Source organism: Pseudomaricurvus albidus (genome assembly GCF_018863235.1).
Lineage (GTDB): Bacteria > Pseudomonadota > Gammaproteobacteria > Pseudomonadales > Cellvibrionaceae > Pseudomaricurvus > Pseudomaricurvus albidus.
On sequence record NZ_JAHKRS010000001.1, the window covers coordinates 628,564 to 646,172 of the forward strand.

Sequence of the window (17,609 nt, forward strand, 5' to 3'; positions counted from 1 at the left end):
GTTTGGATCCATGTCTGTATCGGCAGAACCATTGCGGATTATGGCGTCCATCAAGCCTCTGGCCCTGATGGTAGAGGCGGTGGCGGGAGAGCATGCCAGTGTGAGCATTCTGGTGAAACCAGGCCAGACTCCTCATGATTTTGCCTTCAAGGTTTCAGATCGGCAGAAACTGTCGCAAGCGGATCTGCTGGTTTGGGTGGGCGCTGATCTGGAACCCTATCTGTCGGCTTTGGCCGGCGGTCAGCCCTCACTCTCCATGGCTCATGTGCTGGATGCCCGTTTGCCCGCTAATGACTCGCAGGAATCCGAAGAGGGGCATGATCGGGGCCATCACCACGGTTCTGATGACGATCTGGATTCTTCAGAAGCTCACAAGCACAGTTCTCACGCTCACGGGGATCAGCACTTCTGGCTAAATCCGGATTATGGTGTTGCGATGATCAGGGCGCTCGCCGAGCAGCTGACAGCTCTGGACCCGGTTCACCAACAGGATTATCAGCGCAATGCCGAACAGGTGATTAAGCAGCTGGATACTCTGCTTGCCACCAGCATAAAAAGTCCGGTGAAGCAGCCTCGCCAGTACGCGGTTGTGCATCGCGCATACGACCATTTCCTGAGCTACTTTCAGTATCCCGAGCCACTGGTGCTGACGCCGGTACCTGAAATCAGCCCAGGGGCTCGTCAATTGTGGCGGGTGAGCCAGCAGTTACAACCCGGTGATTGCCTGTTGGTGGATTCATCCGCTCCAGCCCGCTGGGTCGATACCTTCTCCAGCCGAAATCAGTTATCTCTGAAACAGGTCGATATTATGGGTTACGGGGACGGTGTCAGTACTTACTTAAGCCTGTTGGGCGGGGTCATTGGGGTGTTTGACGAATGCGCTCGTGCAAAATGAGCCGCTGAAACTAGCCAGGTAACATCGGTCAGAGAACAGGGAAATAAGGTGCAGTAGAGAAAAAGAACCCTGCACTGGTAATTAAGGGAGGAGAGAGACCCAGTGCAGGGAAGAGCGATGAATAAACTGTTTAACCGAACCTAAATCGAGAGCTGATAATTACGCGTTAGTTAAAAGCCACAATCTAAATTTAATCGGCGCCTGTGGGAGAGAGCACAAAGCGCCTGAACTTTGCCGTTGAAGTCTTGCTTCTCTATAGCCTTACTTCTGCAGCGCGGCGGAAGCTTCGAGCATCGAGTTAAAGCGTTGCTCCATCTGGGCAGCCAGCTTTTCGTTGGCTTCGTCCAGAGTATCTTCCATCTTCTGAGCGTTCTGCTCAGCGGTCATAATTTCTTGTGTTGCCCAGCTTGAGCTAGCGCCAGTTTCTGCAACGAGTACCGCGACGTTGGAGTAGCTGGAACCAACCTTTGCCGCCAGAGCGCCTTGTGAGCACAGTGCCAGAGCAATCAGAAAACCAAGTTTTTTCATAATCAGGTCCTCCTTGAGGTGGTTGATTCCGATGAGCAGGGCTTGGAACCTGTTCATCAGTTGATTTGTTACTGTATGTTACACATGGTAACGCATGAGTAAGTGTTACGCCAGTATTTTTTTAGCGAAAAAGTATAAAAAATCAGCTCTTATGTGTAACTGACACACAAAATGTGGCAGGTAACACAATATATAGTGGTGGGTAACACGTAGGTAACACTATGTGGGTCGGTTTTTGAATGTTAAAAAAGTGTTACCGATAAACTTTTTTTCAAAAATAACTTGAAATACTCAAATTGGGGGCTGGGATCGTCAGAAATACGCCATCAGCGGCTTGGGGTTTGTTATTGATCCGAGGCTGTTAGAATGCCTCTCTGGTCTCAGGGCGCCTGCCCGATTGAGCATTACTCATTGCAATGGAAACCCGAATGTCTAACGCACCTCTCATCCTGGTGGATGGTTCTTCTTATCTTTATCGCGCCTTTCATGCATTGCCTCCCCTGACCAACTCCAAGGGTCAGCCCACCGGGGCAGTGAAGGGGGTCATTAATATGATCCGCCGAATCGACAAGGATTATCCGGGTTCCGTGGTTGCTGTAGTTTTTGATGCCAAGGGCAAAACCTTTCGCGATGAAATCTTCGCCGAGTACAAGGCCCATCGTCCGCCGATGCCGGATGACCTGCGCAGCCAGATAGAGCCCATTCACAATATCATTCGCGCGATGGGTATTCCGATTCTGATGATCGATAACGTCGAGGCCGACGATGTGATCGGTACTCTGGCCCGTCAGGCGACGGAACAGGGTGTGGATGTGGTGGTTTCCACCGGCGATAAAGACATGGCCCAGCTGGTGAGTGACCATGTGACGCTGGTGAATACCATGACCGACACGGTGATGGATCGCGAGGGGGTGAAGGAGAAGTTTGGTATTCCCGCCGAGTTGATCATCGACTTCCTGGCGCTTATGGGAGACAAGGTGGATAACATTCCGGGCGTTCCCGGTGTGGGTGAGAAGACCGCTCTGGCCCTGTTGCAGAACCTTGGCGGGCTGGATGCCATCTACGGAGATCTGGAGGCGATTCGCGAGCTGGGTTTCCGAGGTGCCAAGAAAATGCCCGAAAAGCTGCTGGAGCATAAGGACGCGGCTTATCTTTCTTATGAACTGGCGACCATCAAGCTGGATGTACCTCTCGACTGTGGCCCGAAGGATCTGGCCATGAGCCCGCCGGACAATCAGGCACTGTTGGCGCTGTATCAGGATATGGAGTTCAAAACCTGGATTAAAGAACTCAGCGAGCCGGTTGAACCTGCCGATGCTGCCGACAGTTCAGACGCCGGTGCGTCAGTCACTCCGGATATTACCGAGACGGAATACGAAACCCTGCTGACGGAAGAGAGTTTCCTGCGTTGGCTGGACGCACTCAAGGGCGCCGACGTGTTTGCCTTTGATACCGAAACCACCAGCCTGGACTATATGCAGGCAAGGGTCGTCGGTGTGTCATTTGCTGTGGAAGCCGGCAAAGCGGCCTACGTGCCTTTTGGTCACGATTACCTGGATGCTCCAGAGCAGTTGCCGGAAGACTGGGTCTGGGAGCAGCTCAAGCCGCTGCTGGAAGATCCGAACCACAAGAAAGTCGGTCAAAACCTCAAATACGACATGAGTGTACTGGCCAATCAGGGAATCCAGCTGCGCGGCATTGCCTACGACACCATGCTGGAATCCTACGTACTCGATTCCACCGCCAGCCGTCACGATATGGACACTCTGGCAGAACGTCATCTGGACGTGAAAACCGTCCACTTTGAAGACATTGCCGGCAAGGGCGCCAAACAGCTCACCTTTAATCAGATTCCCCTTGAACAGGCGGGGCCCTACGCCGCGGAAGATGCGGATATTACCCTGCGCCTGCACCAGACCCTGTGGCCCCAATTGAAGGCTGAAAAGAGCCTGCTGGGTGTGTTCGAAGAGATCGAGCGGCCATTGCTGTCGGTGCTGTCGAGGATTGAACGCAACGGTGCGCTGATTGATACCCAGTTGCTGGGACAGCAGAGTGTGGAAATCACCGAGCGACTGGAGACCTTGGAGAAGCAGGCGTTTGATCTGGCCGGAGAAGAGTTCAATCTGGGATCCACCAAGCAGCTGGGGCACATCCTGTTTGAAAAACTCGAGCTGCCGGTGATCAAGAAGACTCCCAAGGGGGCGCCGTCTACAGCCGAGGAAGTACTGCAGGAGCTGGCCCTAGACTACCCCCTGCCGAAATTGCTGATCGAGTACCGCGGCCTGTCCAAGCTCAAGTCCACCTATACCGACAAACTGCCGAAGATGGTCAACCCGGTCACCGGTCGGGTGCACACGTCTTACCACCAGGCGGTGACGGCCACCGGTCGCTTGTCATCCAGTGATCCGAATCTGCAAAACATTCCGATCCGTAACGAAGAGGGGCGTCGCATTCGCAAGGCGTTTATTGCGCCCGCAGGCTATAAGCTGGTGGCGGCGGATTATTCCCAGATTGAGCTGCGCATCATGGCGCACCTGTCCGGTGACGAAGGCCTTCAGCGGGCGTTTGCCGAGGGACTCGATGTTCACCGGGCGACCGCGGCGGAAGTTTTTGGTGTGGATCTGGATAAGGTCACCGACGAGCAGCGTCGCAGCGCCAAAGCCATTAACTTTGGCCTGATCTATGGCATGTCCGCCTTTGGTCTGGCCAAGCAGTTACACGTCGGGCGCCATGAGGCGCAGCAATACATCGACCTGTATTTTGAACGCTATCCCGGTGTGCAGCGCTATATGGATCAGACCCGGGTCGAAGCCGCCGAAAAGGGTTACGTGGAAACCCTGAAAGGGCGCCGTCTGTATTTGCCGGAAATCAATTCCCGCAATGGCATGCGCCGTCAGGCTGCCGAGCGCACCGCCATTAACGCCCCCATGCAGGGGACGGCCGCCGACATCATCAAGCTGGCCATGCTGGAAGTGGATGCCTGGCTGGCGGACGCTTCGGTGGATGCACGCATTATTATGCAGGTGCACGATGAATTGGTGCTGGAAGTGTCAGAAAATCAATTAGACGCCGTTTGTGAGGGGCTTAAGACTCGTATGGAGTCGGCTATGAGTATAGATGTCCCGCTGTTGGTGGAAGTCGGCATTGGTGACAACTGGGAAATGGCGCATTAATTTGCGTCTCGAAAAATATTTTAGAGATTTCGGGAACTAATTCCTGCGAGGCCAGTCAGAGTAATCAAGATATTTCATGGTGTCTTGCTCTCCTCAACTTAAGACTGGCCACTTGGTCAGCAGCTTTAAACATTTAAAAGCGCCCCGACAATGTTCGGGGCATTTTTTTGTCTGCGGCATGGCCAGCTTTGTCTGTGGCGGCTGATATCAATTACCGAATCAGATTTATTTTGTAGATTTTCGCGACAAAATGAATAATTTGTTTTTTATTTGGAACTTTTGGTTGAGAGACCAGTCTCAGTAATCAAGATATTTCATGGTGTCTTGCTCTCCTTACTTAAGACTGGTCATTTGGCCAGCAGCTTTAAATTTAAAAAGCGCCCCGACAATGTTCGGGGCATTTTTTTATCTGCGTTTTCTGTTTGGTTTTTAGACGACGTTAACAATGAAGCAGGAATCTGTTGAGCCGAGTGACAAAATGTCAGGTGTTGCCGATATATTTGAACGCCCTGGCGTGTGGTTACACTGAAACCTGAGGTCTCCGTCACAGGTTACTTTTCTTTACCTTTTCTGTCGGAACCAACAACTAAACTCATGCTCAAAGTGATCAGGATGGCAGCGCACGCACCTTGGCGCTGTAATCGGGTCGGCGACTTCCCCCAAGAGCGTCGACTGTTTTAACCCGGCAGTTACCCCAAGGCTGTCGGGTTTTTTTATGCCTGAAATTTATACCGGGACAGGTTTGCCCCATCCAGATTCCGGACATAAAAAAGCCGGATCTGAAACCAGATCCGGCAAAAACACCAATGGATAGCGAGAGTAATACGTTATCGCCCGGGCGATTAGAACTTCATTCTTCCAGTCAGGCCCCAGGTCATGGGAGCTTCCATAAAGGCACTGAAAGAACCGGTCTGCAGAGGTGTGTCGAAACCGATGTTGATGACTTCTTCATCAGTCAGGTTTTTGCCCCACAACTCGATTGCCCACGATTCGTCTTGAGCCGCCAGAGTCACGTTGGCGTTCCAGATCCAGTAGTCATCGTTTTCTGTGTAGGCATCGTTATCCTGACCGGTGGTGTAGTCTGAGCGATAGCGGTAGCTGGTACCCAGTTTCAGCATCAGGTCACTGTTGATTTCATGCAGGTAGGTCACGCTGCCCGCGTAAGTCACGTCGGAAACGAAGTTGGGTGTTTCGCCGGTCAGATCCTGTGGCGGAACCACCCCTTCGGCTCGTGCCTGGAGGCCAGCGGCTTCCTGTTGAGCAATGGTCGTGGAACCGTTTTTAAACTCGGCGTATTCGATATCCTGCAACACCAGGCCACCGGCGATAATCCAGTTTTCGGTCGGCGTCCAGTTGTAGTCGATTTCCAGCCCTTTACCCTCAATTTCACCGGCATTTTGTAGAGTGAAGCCAGCGCCATCAAAGGAGTTTACCTGGAAGTCTTCAACCGTCTGATAGAACAGGGTGGTGTTCAACTGCAGGGTGCGGTCGAACAGGTACATCTTGGCGCCCAGTTCAAAGGACTCGGTTTCTTCCGGGTCAAATCGGTTGCTGTCCAGATCTGCCACCGGGTTGCCGGGGGTTTGGCCAACTGTACCGTTCAGGTTCAGGCCGCCCGCTTTGTAGCCCTGAGCGTAGCGACCATAGACGGACATACTGTCAGAGAGCTCGTAGTTGAGGCTGGTGGCCACGGAGATATTGTCGTCGTCATAATCATCACTGGTAGCGCCTACGGGGAGGTGGACCTGCAGCGGACGGAGAGAGTTAAAGAGACTTTGGCTGACGCTTAACAGATCGACCTGTGAAAAGGGGTCGTCGCTAGTGGTCAGGTAATCTGCTTCTTTTTCCTCTTCGGAGTAGCGACCACCAAAGGTCCAGCTCAATTGATCTGTAATACGCCAGGTGGCCTGACCGAAGATTGCGATGCTTTCGGCCTCATAGGACACTTCCTCGTGAGTACCGGTGCCTGCAATTGCTGGGTTAACAAAGAAACTACCAGTTCCCAAGTCAAAGCCCATTAAATTCGAGGCAATCATCTGGCCTGTGGCAGTTGCCGGGTTGAATGGATTAACTCCATCGAAAACTGGGACACCTTCAACACTGACAAGACGGGCTAATCCCACATTAGAGAGGTATGCTGCGCCTTCTTCTCCCCAGTTGTAGTCGCCCTCTGCCTCAATCTCCTGATCGAAGTAGAATACCCCTGCGTCCCAGTCAAAGCTGTCGCCAGTGTATGAGAGACGTAGTTCCACAGAGTTTTCTTCGATATCCTGTCCGCGACCACCGTTCCAGATATCTGCCGCGGTCATGTCGATATCGCCATAAGGGGCAGTTTCAAAAAAACGATGGGCAGCAATGGCGGTAAAGTCGAGAGTTTCGGTGAGCGCGGTTTCAAATTCAGCTGAAATGCCGCCATCCCGGAAGCTGTCATCGCCGGGGTTGGAGTCGTTGCGGTTGGTTTTATAATCACCTATATCAGTGTATTCACCTGTGAAAGTATATTCGGGCGCTACATAGTCACCTGGAGTGCCAGGTTGATGCGGTGGAGTTAAAACAAGATCATCGGTAAAAGCCGCAAAAGGTGATGCGTTGTTAATTAAAAGCTCCGTACCATTGCCGTAGAAAACAGGCACCGGAGCACAACAGGTTTCATCTGTCTCGGTGTAGTCGGCAATTACACGCAATGAGGTATCTTCATTGATGTCCCATTGAATTTGTCCCCGGATGGTATAGCGGTCTTTGTCGTTGTAATCTTTACCGGTTTCATAGTTTTCAATGTAACCCTCACGCTCCTGCCAAGTGGCCGAAAGGCGATAGGCCAGGGTGTCTTCGATTAAGGGCCCGGTGACACCGGCTTTGACTTGTTTGTAGCCATAATCGCCGGCGCTGATCGACACATCACCACCTGCTTCATAGGATGGCTTCTTGGTGCGAACGCTGATCACACCTGCAGAGGTGTTGCGACCAAACAAAGTGCCCTGTGGACCACGCAATACTTCCACTGCCTCGATATCGACAAAATCGCTCAGGGCCGAGCCTGGTCGACCGCGGTAAACGCCGTCAATAAAGACGCCCACGGATTGTTCCAGGCCGGAGTTCTGGCCGGCGGTACCGATACCGCGAATGGTCAAAATAGATTGGGTGGCACCGGAAGAGCTGTTAAAGACCAGACTCGGGGCTACCTGTTGCAGGTCACTGAGATCGCGAACCTGAGCTTGCTCCAGTGAGTCGCCGCTGTAGGAGGCTACAGAAACCGGGACTTCCAGAATGGTCTGCTCACGCTTCTGTGCGTAAACGGTAATTTCTTCAAGAACATTGTTGTTTTGTGCAACACCGCTCATGGATTGGGTGGCGGCCACAAGGCCGATGGCGAGTGCCAGCTTGGTGGGCTGATAGATCATATCAACTTCCTCTCTAGGTAGCGTGCGATTACAAAAAAGCCATAACCGTACGCATGTGTTTATTGTTATTAGTTGCCGTTGCTTTTAAGTCGATGGTCAGAGTCGATGTCTGAACCAACGGCATTAATGCGGCTGCCCTAAAACTAGTGGAATCGAATGGATCAGCGCAAGCCCCTGTTTATGAGCGAGAGCGACGCCCGGGAACTCGAAAGAGCGAAAAATTTGGGTAAACCTGTATTTGGTGTGTTTTTTGTACGAAATGGCCTAAAAGGCCGCGCTTTAGACTGTATTTGAGGCGGCTAGATTAATAGTGTGAATGCACTATTATTGATAAAAATAATTATGAAAAATTGGAATAATGGCTGATCAGAGCATTGCGAACAGCAATTTTCCGAGATGGAAGGAGAAACCCGTCAGGGTTTCTCCTCATTGGCAAGCGCATCTGGTGCGTCGGGAAGGGTCAACCAAAGGTTCAATTGCTTCACCAGCTGATCAATGCCGGTCTTCTTCAGAGATGAAAACAGCTGCACAGTGACCAGGTCGTCCACTTCGGCTTCTTTCAGGTGTTTGCGCAGCGCCAGCAACGTGGATTGGGCCGGGCCCTTTTTCAGCTTGTCGGCTTTGGTCAGCAGAATGTGCACAGGCATTTCGGCACTGATGGCCCAGTTGAGCATGGTGGTGTCGAATTCCTGCATGGGGTGACGGGTATCCATCAGCAGGATCATGCCCCGCAGACACTGACGCTCGCGCAGGTATTCCGACAGGTTGCGCTCCCACTCCTGTTTCATCTTCAGTGGCACCTTGGCGTAGCCATACCCGGGCAGATCGACTAGCCTTTGGTTTTCGCTCAAAGCAAAAAAATTGATCAGCTGGGTGCGACCGGGGGTTTTACTGGTTCGCGCCAGCTTGTGATTGCTGGTCAGCGCGTTGATGGCGCTGGACTTACCGGCGTTGGAGCGGCCGGCAAACGCCACCTCGGCACCAATATCCGGGGGGCACTGTCGAATTGACGGAGCACTTTGGGTAAACTCCGCTTTGGTGTAATTGATTCGGGTATTCGCGCCCGTGCGTTGACCGGAATTGCCGTGCTGATCGGGTGATGTGTGCTGACTCAAGAGATAACCCTGCAAAAATAGTGAGATTTCAGGCGGTTAGTATATAATGCTGCGGTTTGAGCGCGCCCTTGCTGGCCGCAATTGTAGCTCGTACGGCCCTATGGGGGGTAGTCGGCATGACTACAATGGATCAACTTAGATCATTTAAATGATCAACGACTAAAAATATTGACGGATTAGCCAATGAAAAACATCTTCAAACAGGCCGTGATCGCCGTAGGTTTTATCGCAGCAGCTCAAGGTGCACTGGCCGCTGGTGACCCCGCTGCAGGGGAAAGCAAGGTCGCGGTCTGCGCTGCCTGCCACGGTGCAGACGGTAACAGTCCGGCTCCAAACTATCCGAAACTGGCTGGATTGGGTGAGAAGTACCTGCTCAAGCAATTGAAAGACATCAAGTCAGGCGAGCGTAACATCGCTGAAATGACAGGCTTGCTGGATGCTCTGTCAGAGCAGGATCTTGAAGATATTGCGGCTTTTTTCGACAGCAAGCCCCTGCAGCTGGCGGGTGCCAAACCCATGAAAGTGCTGATGAATTCCGGTGTTGAAGTGGACGCGCTGGAGTTGGGTGAAAAAATCTTCCGTGCCGGTAACCCCGAAGTGGGTGCTCCTGCCTGTACCGGTTGTCACTCACCACGCGGTTTGGGCAATGCTCCGGCAGCCTACCCTCGTCTAAGTGGACAGCACGCTGAATACATCGAAAAGCAGCTGCGTGCTTTCCGCGCCGGTGAGCGAGTTAACGATGGCGATCAGATGATCATGCGTCAGGTCGCTCAGCACCTCAGCGACTCGGAAATCAAGGCGCTGGCCAACTACATTTCAGGCCTGAACTAAGGTCGTGTGGTAAAAAAGCGGCTTCGGCCGCTTTTTTTATGGCTATCACTTATCATTCCTGTTCACCGCAGTGACGCTGGCGTTGATTGAGATGCCCGCAATCAGGTATCTATAGGGGGCAGGTTGTGGGTGATCGAGGCCGTCAGGCTCGGATCAATTCGGGCAATGGCTACAAAAAACAACAACAATCTCAACCCGATAGGGAACCTCAAACATAAATGAGGTCTTACTAATGTGCGGTTCGGCGCAGCGCCGGAACCCGGAATCTTATAGTTTATGGAGTGAATAACATGCGTGTAATGGCGGCAATTTTTGCCTTGATGTTTTCTCTGGCGGCCTGTGCAGACGAGCAGGCTGCGGCGCCGGCCTTTAAAGAAGGTACTCATTATGTCGAGCTGGATAATCCTGTGCGAACCAAGGATCCCAGCAAAATTGAGGTAACCGAAGTCTTCTGGTACGGCTGTGGACACTGTTTCCAGTTTGAGCCCATCGTCCATCAGTGGTCAGAAAAACTGCCGGCGGATGTCGCTTTTGTACGCTCTCCAGCCATGTGGAACGGTGCTATGGAAGTTCACGCGCACGCTTTCTATGTCGCCAAAGCGCTGGGCATTCTCGACGAAGTGCACCAGCCGCTGTTTAACGCCCTGAACCTCGAGCGCAAGCGTCTGGCCAATGTGGATGAGTTGGCCGACTTCTTTGCCCAGTACGGCGTGGATAAAGAAACCTTTGAAAAGACCTATAAGTCTTTCGGTGTCACCAGTCAGGTGAAGCAGGCGGACGCCCGCGCTCGCAGCTACAAGATTACCGGTACTCCGGAAGTGGTTGTGAACGGCAAATACCGCATCAGTGCCCGCATGGCTGGCGGTCAGAAGCAGATGTTGGATGTGGCAGATTTTCTGGTGGCCAAAATTCGCGATGAGCAAGGCTGAGTCGGAATTGACGTATCTTGCAGCCCGGGCACCCGCTGCCCGGTTCGAGGTGGTTAACTGAGTTACCACCTCAGCTCCTTTCTTTTTATCTCGATCCATTAATCTCCCTGCGTTCTCTGTTCCTCAATCTTGCCCTTTGTTGGCCGATAACCTTCGGGCAATCTCAAAAGGGAACACCATGCAACCTACCACCGGTACCGATTGGCGGGACAAATACGCCGCTTTGCTCGATGAGCAAGAAGCCCAACAGAAGGCCTTTGCACAGCAGCAGGAATTGCTGCGGCGGGCGGTGGTGCGCGTCAGTCTGGCGGCGGAAGGTTACGACACAGAGCTGGACAGAAGCCTGACCCGTTTGCGGGCGGCACTCAAAGAGGAGGACGCCAGGCTGGATATGGCCATCGAGCAGGTGGAGGCGTCGCTGTTAAGTTATGAGCGTCAATATGAGAGCCAACAGGCAGAGATTCAGCAGGCGCTGCTGACGCTGATCCAGCAGGCCCAGTATCAGTATGAGGATCAGAGCCGGCCACTGAAGGAACTGGACCAGGCGCTCAAAGCGCAATCGCGTCCGGAAATGGCAGCGGTGTTGCAGCGACTGGCCGATATTCAGGGGCAGGCAATAGCGCCCATAAGTTCCTCGTCTGAAGAGTCCGGCAAATCCGGGTTTATGGATCGTTTACTGCGGCGCAACGCAGTGACGAGCGACGAGCGAGATACGCCCATCAATAGCACAGTCAGTGAACAGGACATCCCTTCAGAGTCCGTGCCGGAAACGGAGGTGATTGAAGCGGAGCCGTTGGTGGCGGACGGCGTTGTGGAGGGACAGTTGCAAACCCGAGCGGAAGCCGAGGCTGCGGATCAAAAAGAGGCAGTGCTACAGCGTCCGGTGTTCGAGCCGGCGTTTTCCCGGGTGTCCGACAAGGTGTATCGGGTGCTCAAGGAACTGCTGGACAGCGTCGAACCGGTGGGGTGCACCGTGCAGAAAGCCCAGGCCGCGCGCCAGCGCATGGAAAAGGGGCTCAACTGGTATGAGCTGGTGCCCACCCTGGAAGACATTCGCGACCTGGTGCTGCAGGCCTATTTGATGGCCGATGAAGAGTATCGAACGTATTTGCAGCAGATTCACGGGGTCTTGTCGGAGATCCTGACGGAGCTTGAAGGCAGTGTCAGTGCCCACGAGGCGTGGGAGTCCGAAGAGAACGCATTTACTGAGACCCTCAATCAACAGCTGGGATCTCTGGGCCGATCGGTGGCGGTGGCCACGGAGGTGAGCAGTCTGAAGCAGGAAATCCACTCCCACCTGAGTGTCATTCAGGAGGCCTTGCAACGACGTCAGAAGGCGTCGGCTCAGGTGTCCGGAGAGGGCAAGGGAGAGCAGCTGAATCGCTTGCTGAACAAGGTCCGGCAGGTGGAGAGGGAAGCCGCCGACGCGCGCGACGCTCTGGCTTCGGCCCGCGAGAAAGCCTTAACGGATACCCTCACAGGCTTGCCGAATCGGGAGGCCTATAATGAGCGTGGGCATCTCGAATGGAAGCGCTGGCAGCGTTACCAGCACCCTCTGACGCTGGTGGTGTGTGATATTGATCATTTCAAACAGATCAACGACAGCTACGGTCATCAAACCGGTGACCGGGTTTTGCAGGTGTTGAGCAAGGCGTTGAGGGGACGTTTGCGCAGCGTGGATTTTATTGCGCGCTATGGCGGTGAAGAGTTCGTGATGTTGCTGCCCGATACCCGTTTGGAGGATGGTTTGCAGCTGCTGGATAAAATCCGGGCGGTGATTGCCGGTACTCCCTTCCGTTTTAAAGACGAACCGGTGCAGGTGACCTTGTCCGCAGGTCTGGTGATGCTGAAAGGAGAGGAAACCCTGGATGCGGCCTTTGCCCGGGCAGACAAACTGCTGTATCAGGCAAAAGAATCCGGCCGCAACCGATGTTTGGGCTAGCCTCGGTGTTTGGGGGAGTGCTCAGGGCGTGGGGGCTCAGATAATACCTGCGGCCGGATTAGTTAACGGGTTGCAGGGACTCGCGCAAAAAACCACTCACCAGAATGGGCCATTGCTCTTCCCAGTGCTCGGTGGGCGAGCGTTTGAATTCACTGCGGACAAACTGGGAGATTCGTCCTTCTGCGGTTGCCATTAACAGGTTGGCGGCGGCGGTTACCGGCAGTACCGGGCGAATGCCTTCGCGAATTTCGGCTTCCCGCAAAATCTGTTTAATCTGGGTTTCCAGGCGATCAAAGAGTTGCACTACGCGCGCGCGCAGACGTTCGGTTTCTCCCGTCAGGGCATCACCGGTGAGCAGCCGGGTAATCCCCGGGTTGCGTTCGGTAAACGTCAGCAACAGAAACAGAATCTTGTTGCAGCGCGACAGCGCTGAGGAATCATCGTTGGTAATCAGGCCGATACGGGAAAAAAGCGTTTCTTCGATAAACTCGATCAGGCCTTCAAACATTTTCGATTTGCTGGGGAAGTGGCGATACAGGGCCGCTTCCGAGACACCCACTTCTTTTGCCAAGGCTGCCGTGGTAATGCGGGCACCGGGAGAGACCTCCAACATATGAGCCAGTGATTCCAGAATTTGCTGGCGACGGGAAACTTTGGTGCTGGGCTTGCTCATGGGTGTGTGCTTGACCTTGATCAATACAGTCGGCCACAGACTTTGTTCATGAGGTAACGAGCAGAATCTGTCGGGCCACTGTCGGGTTGCGTTTTCGCGTTGTTGTTGTGGCAGTTCTCAATGATTAACGGGCATTAATCAGCAGTGTTAATCCTTTCACTGGACTCGGGTCGGAGTCGCGGCGATCAGCCGACAACCTCAGGCAATCGATATCCATAATTGCTCAAACTAGCCAGAGCCAAAAGCGGTCAGCGGCGGCTTTAACGGCCGGCCGGGGTGTTACCGATGCGGGTGAAAACTTCTCGAAACCGTCCGAGAACGCCTGCAAATTCGGGCTTTGGCTCAAGTATGCCAGCACTATCCTAGCGAGTTACTTGAGCCGCATCAATACAGGGAATGCCTAAAAACCGTCTTTTTGTTCAAATTCCGTGTGTTGAAAGCCGCGCCAGCGGGTCAGGACTGTTGCTGGTTGGTAATCAGTGTCCCAACCCCCTGATCGGTGAAAATCTCCAGCAGCACGGCGTGATCTACACGGCCATCGACGATATGTGCACTGGTGACGCCACCTTTAACGGCATCCAGGGCACAGGCGATTTTGGGGAGCATGCCACCGTAAATGGTGCCGTCTTCGATCAGTTCGTCAACCTGTCGAGTCGTCAGCCCGGTGAGGACCTTGCCGGATTTATCCAGCAGACCGGCAACGTTGGTCAGCAGCATCAGCTTTTCCGCCTGTAGCACCTCGGCAATCTTGCCCGCCACCAGATCGGCATTGATGTTATAAGAGCGGCCTTCTTTATCGACACCAATGGGGGCAATCACCGGGATAAAGTCACTGCTGAGCAGCATGTCGATGACGGAAGTATTGATGGACGAGACTTCGCCCACGTGGCCGATGTCAATAATCTCCGGTGCTGACAGATCCGGGCTGTTGCGGGTGACCTTTAACTGTCGGGCACCGATCAGCTGGCCGTCCTTGCCGGTCACACCGATGGCTGAGCCTCCGTTGCGGTTAATCAGACTGACGATCTGTTTGTTGACCGAAGCCCCCAGCACCATTTCCACCACATCCATGGTCTGACTGTCGGTGACTCGCATGCCGTCGACAAATTCGGAGTGAATGTTGAGCTTGTTCAGCAGGTCGCCAATTTGCGGACCACCACCGTGGACAACAATGGGGTTCATGCCCACCAGCTTCATCAATACGATGTCGCGGGCGAAACTGTTTTGCAGCGCTTCGTCCACCATGGCGTTGCCGCCAAACTTGACGACAATGGTGCGGTTGGTGAAGCGCTGAATATAGGGCAGAGCTTCGGTGAGTACGTGGGCTACATTGATGGCGGCATCGCGATTGAGAGACATAGTTACATCCGTAATTTAGACCTGAGTAACCAGCTTGGTCGTGACCCGTGTGAGGGTCGTCAAACCGATTACTGAAGTCGGTAGTCTACAGGTCAGTGGTTCAGAACTGACGATTAAAAAGGAACATCCAAAGAACTGTCGATTTTCAACAGCTCCCGTTTAAATAATTGCTGCAGCTGGGTCAGCACTTCCCGGGTTTCTGCTTCAAACCGCAGTGTTAACGCGGCGGAAGTATTGGAGGCGCGCACCAGCCCCCAGCCCTTGGAGAAATCCACTCGCAGCCCGTCAATGGTAATGGGCTTGCCGTTCTGAAAGTCACCTTCCTGAATCAGCTGCTTCACCAGTTCAAATTTGCGGGTTTCGGCCACCGGAATTTTCAGCTCCGGTGTCGACGGCAGATTGGGGAAGCTGTCGAACAGGGAGTCGATGCCCTGATCCCGCAGGGTCATGATTTCCAGCAGACGGGCGGCGGCGTACATGCCGTCGTCAAAGCCATACCAGCGGTCCTTGATAAAGATGTGGCCGGACATTTCACCGCCCACCAGTGCGCCGGTTTCCTGCATCTTGGTTTTCATGTGCGAGTGGCCGGCTTTCCACATGATCGGGCGGCCACCGTAACTGCTGACCAGCGAGTTGAGTTCGCGGGTGCATTTTACATCGAACAGCACATCGGCGCCGGGGTTGCGCGCGACAATGTCCTTGGCGAACAACATCAACAGCCGGTCGGGCCAGATAATCTGACCCTTGGGGGTGACCAGTACCAGACGATCGCCATCGCCGTCGAAGGCCACGCCCAGATCCGCCCCGGTGCTTTGCACAGTGCGAATCAGATCCTGCAAGTTGGCCTCGATGGTGGGGTCCGGATCGTGATTGGGGAAGCTGCCGTCAATGTCGCAGAACAGCGGCTCGACTTCGCAGCCCAGTTCTTCAAACAGCTGCGGTGCCACGTCACCGGTAATGCCGTTGCCGGCATCGATCACCAGTTTGACGTCGCCGGCCAGGGCAACGTCGGAGAAAATGCGATCGATGTACTCGGGGATCACCTGCTGTGAGGTTTCAATGCCGGTCCCTTTAAACACATCACCGGTCTGGATACGGGTTTTGATGTTCTGCACATCGCCATCCGCCAGGGTGTGGCCGTTGATCACCATCTTGAAACCGTTGTATTCGGCCGAGTTGTGGCTCGCAGTCACCATGACCCCGCTGTTGCTCTCTGCCAGTTCGCAGGTGGCGAAGTACAGCAGTGGCGTGGGTATGGCTCCCAGGTTGATGGCATCGCAGCCGGTGCTGAGAATCCCCTCGATCAGGGCTTCACACAGCTCGGGACTGTGGTTGCGGCCGTCGCGAGCGACAAACAGACCGGTGTCTCCGGCAGCGAGTGCTTCACTGGCAATGGCCTTGCCCACTTGTCGAGCCAGGGTCGGCGTGATCTGGGTTTCAGCCAGACCGCGAATGTCGTACGAGCGGAAGACCTCGTCCGGCAGCTCTATCTGCTCGGCAGATTCTGCGGGAGCACGTCGAGCGGCATTCTGTGCGACCCGTTCACTCTCTTCCAGGCCGAGCAGGTCCTGATCCTCTTCCGAGACGTGCAGGTCGAGAATATCGTGATCCTGATAGCTCGGATCGTTGATGTGTGCGTTGATGTCTGGCTGAGCCTGAGGGTTCGGCGTGGCATGGGGCATCGACGATCTGGCGAGACGTTGAGGATCCAGTTTGCCCGTGAGCCAGTACACCAGACCCAGCAAAAGTCCGCCGCCGATGACGTGCATCACAATTAGCAGTACGGGGCTTTCAGCGGCCTGTTCGGCGAGGGTTTCCGAGGGAGTAAAGCTCACCAGCCATTCACTTTTGCCCACCGGGCTGGTGAGGGCCGGACCGGCATTGCCCTGACTGGCGGTGTAAATCGGCACGGGTCGGCCGGCATTGTCGCGCATCAGACGTGTTTGACCGAGCTCGGGCTCTTTGCGGCTGATGCGCTGGAACAGCTCCTGGGCGGGCAGGGTGACCAGCAGAGTGGCAACCACACCATCGGTCTCCGAAGCGTCTGTGACGGGGGCGGAGAGGTGCCCGGCGGTATTATCCGTTGCAGGGTCATTCTCCCCGGCACCGGCCAGTTGCGGATCCACCACCGAGGCAATGAAGTGCAGATACCACTGCTTGCCGACTTTAAGGGCTTCCGGAGGAACGATTTCCTGCTTTTCGGCCCGATTGATCATGTCCAGCTCGGTAAAGGTGAGCGGTTTGATCGTTGGCACAGGGGTTGGATTGTCCGTATCGGTGGTTGCCGGCGGACTCAGCTGATTCTGGCGGTCCAGTGTCAGGAGTTTAAAACTCAACGCGTTGGGGTATGCGGTTTTGAGGTTATTGATCAGGCTGCGGTTCATCTCTGCATTTATGCTGCTGCGGGTAGCGTTGAGAATGACCGGGCGCTCGGAAAAGTGGTTTAACTGCTGTTGCTGCTCTTTGATGTAAAATTCGATATCGGCTGCACGCTGACGGGCCTGCTGCTGACTGTACTGGTTCAGGCGTTGTTGCTCGACCTGAGTGATCCATTTGTCGTAACTCCAGTAGCCACTGGCCGTGATCAGGATCAGCACCACGGCCAGAGCGGCCACGGTGATGACCGGCAGTTCTGTCTTGGCGGACATCTTCTTACTCTGCACGGCTTGTTTCTTTTTTCCCACTGGGGTGGTTCCTTACTGTTGGCTGCCGGGGTTGGTACCTGCCCGGTGTATTGGCTTTCTGATGTTTCGGTAACGAGTC

The 17,609-nt window shown here is 54.2% G+C and carries 11 protein-coding genes; 5 read left to right on the forward strand and 6 right to left on the reverse strand.

What is annotated here, in order from left to right; translation table 11 throughout:
- The first annotated feature begins 10 nt into the window (after nt 1–10).
- A complete protein-coding gene (locus KOI40_RS02815; RefSeq protein WP_216095913.1) occupies nt 11–895 on the forward strand; it encodes a metal ABC transporter substrate-binding protein in 885 nt (294 codons plus the stop codon).
- A 261-nt stretch (nt 896–1,156) separates the two neighbouring features.
- Here KOI40_RS02815 and KOI40_RS02820 read toward each other — a convergent pair whose 3' ends face one another.
- A complete protein-coding gene (locus tag KOI40_RS02820) occupies nt 1,157–1,423 on the reverse strand; it encodes a hypothetical protein (protein ID WP_216095914.1) in 267 nt (88 codons plus the stop codon).
- A 428-nt stretch (nt 1,424–1,851) separates the two neighbouring features.
- Here KOI40_RS02820 and polA point away from each other — a divergent pair, with 428 nt between their 5' ends.
- A complete protein-coding gene (gene polA / locus KOI40_RS02825; RefSeq protein ID WP_233709880.1) occupies nt 1,852–4,596 on the forward strand; it encodes a DNA polymerase I in 2,745 nt (914 codons plus the stop codon).
- A gap of 842 nt (nt 4,597–5,438) precedes the next feature.
- On the opposite strand, the gene KOI40_RS02830 is transcribed toward polA, so the two are convergent.
- Together KOI40_RS02830 and yihA are read right to left on the reverse strand one after the other, a co-directional pair.
- Complete coding sequence (locus KOI40_RS02830; RefSeq protein ID WP_216095916.1) at nt 5,439–7,997, reverse strand: TonB-dependent receptor; 2,559 nt, start codon at nt 7,995–7,997, stop codon at nt 5,439–5,441.
- Between the two features lie 413 nt (nt 7,998–8,410).
- Nucleotides 8,411–9,046 (reverse strand): ribosome biogenesis GTP-binding protein YihA/YsxC, encoded by a 636-nt coding sequence (gene yihA / locus KOI40_RS02835; protein ID WP_369413139.1) that lies wholly within the window; start codon nt 9,044–9,046, stop codon nt 8,411–8,413.
- A 249-nt stretch (nt 9,047–9,295) separates the two neighbouring features.
- Here yihA and KOI40_RS02840 point away from each other — a divergent pair, with 249 nt between their 5' ends.
- The 3 genes from KOI40_RS02840 (at nt 9,296) to KOI40_RS02850 (ending at nt 12,814) form a co-directional block, all read left to right on the forward strand.
- A complete protein-coding gene (locus KOI40_RS02840) occupies nt 9,296–9,943 on the forward strand; it encodes a c-type cytochrome (protein ID WP_216095918.1) in 648 nt (215 codons plus the stop codon).
- Between the two features lie 290 nt (nt 9,944–10,233).
- Nucleotides 10,234–10,872 carry a thiol:disulfide interchange protein DsbA/DsbL gene (locus KOI40_RS02845; protein WP_233709881.1) on the forward strand — a complete coding sequence of 213 codons (639 nt, stop codon included), beginning with the start codon at nt 10,234–10,236 and terminating at the stop codon, nt 10,870–10,872.
- 178 nt (nt 10,873–11,050) lie between these two features.
- Nucleotides 11,051–12,814: a GGDEF domain-containing protein gene (locus KOI40_RS02850; protein ID WP_216095919.1), complete on the forward strand. Its 1,764-nt coding sequence runs from the start codon at nt 11,051–11,053 to the stop codon at nt 12,812–12,814.
- Between the two features lie 58 nt (nt 12,815–12,872).
- Here KOI40_RS02850 and slmA read toward each other — a convergent pair whose 3' ends face one another.
- From slmA to KOI40_RS18815, 3 genes are all read right to left on the reverse strand, one after another.
- A complete protein-coding gene (gene slmA / locus KOI40_RS02855) occupies nt 12,873–13,487 on the reverse strand; it encodes a nucleoid occlusion factor SlmA (protein ID WP_216095920.1) in 615 nt (204 codons plus the stop codon).
- Between the two features lie 453 nt (nt 13,488–13,940).
- The gene (gene argB, locus KOI40_RS02860) at nt 13,941–14,846 is read right to left on the reverse strand and encodes an acetylglutamate kinase (RefSeq protein ID WP_216095921.1); all 906 of its coding nucleotides are present in this window, start codon (nt 14,844–14,846) and stop codon (nt 13,941–13,943) included.
- Between the two features lie 113 nt (nt 14,847–14,959).
- Complete coding sequence (locus KOI40_RS18815) at nt 14,960–17,530, reverse strand: phosphomannomutase/phosphoglucomutase (protein ID WP_369413134.1); 2,571 nt, start codon at nt 17,528–17,530, stop codon at nt 14,960–14,962.
- Nucleotides 17,531–17,609 lie beyond the last annotated feature (79 nt).

Bases quoted from the DNA above. Each gene is read 5' to 3' on its own strand.
- KOI40_RS02815 (WP_216095913.1), top strand. From the start codon at position 11: ATGTCTGTATCGGCAGAACCATTGCGGATTATGGCGTCCATCAAGCCT.
- KOI40_RS02820 (WP_216095914.1), bottom strand. From the start codon at position 1,423: ATGAAAAAACTTGGTTTTCTGATTGCTCTGGCACTGTGCTCACAAGGC.
- polA (WP_233709880.1), top strand. From the start codon at position 1,852: ATGTCTAACGCACCTCTCATCCTGGTGGATGGTTCTTCTTATCTTTAT.
- KOI40_RS02830 (WP_216095916.1), bottom strand. From the start codon at position 7,997: ATGATCTATCAGCCCACCAAGCTGGCACTCGCCATCGGCCTTGTGGCC.
- KOI40_RS02840 (WP_216095918.1), top strand. From the start codon at position 9,296: ATGAAAAACATCTTCAAACAGGCCGTGATCGCCGTAGGTTTTATCGCA.
- KOI40_RS02845 (WP_233709881.1), top strand. From the start codon at position 10,234: ATGCGTGTAATGGCGGCAATTTTTGCCTTGATGTTTTCTCTGGCGGCC.
- KOI40_RS02850 (WP_216095919.1), top strand. From the start codon at position 11,051: ATGCAACCTACCACCGGTACCGATTGGCGGGACAAATACGCCGCTTTG.
- slmA (WP_216095920.1), bottom strand. From the start codon at position 13,487: ATGAGCAAGCCCAGCACCAAAGTTTCCCGTCGCCAGCAAATTCTGGAA.
- argB (WP_216095921.1), bottom strand. From the start codon at position 14,846: ATGTCTCTCAATCGCGATGCCGCCATCAATGTAGCCCACGTACTCACC.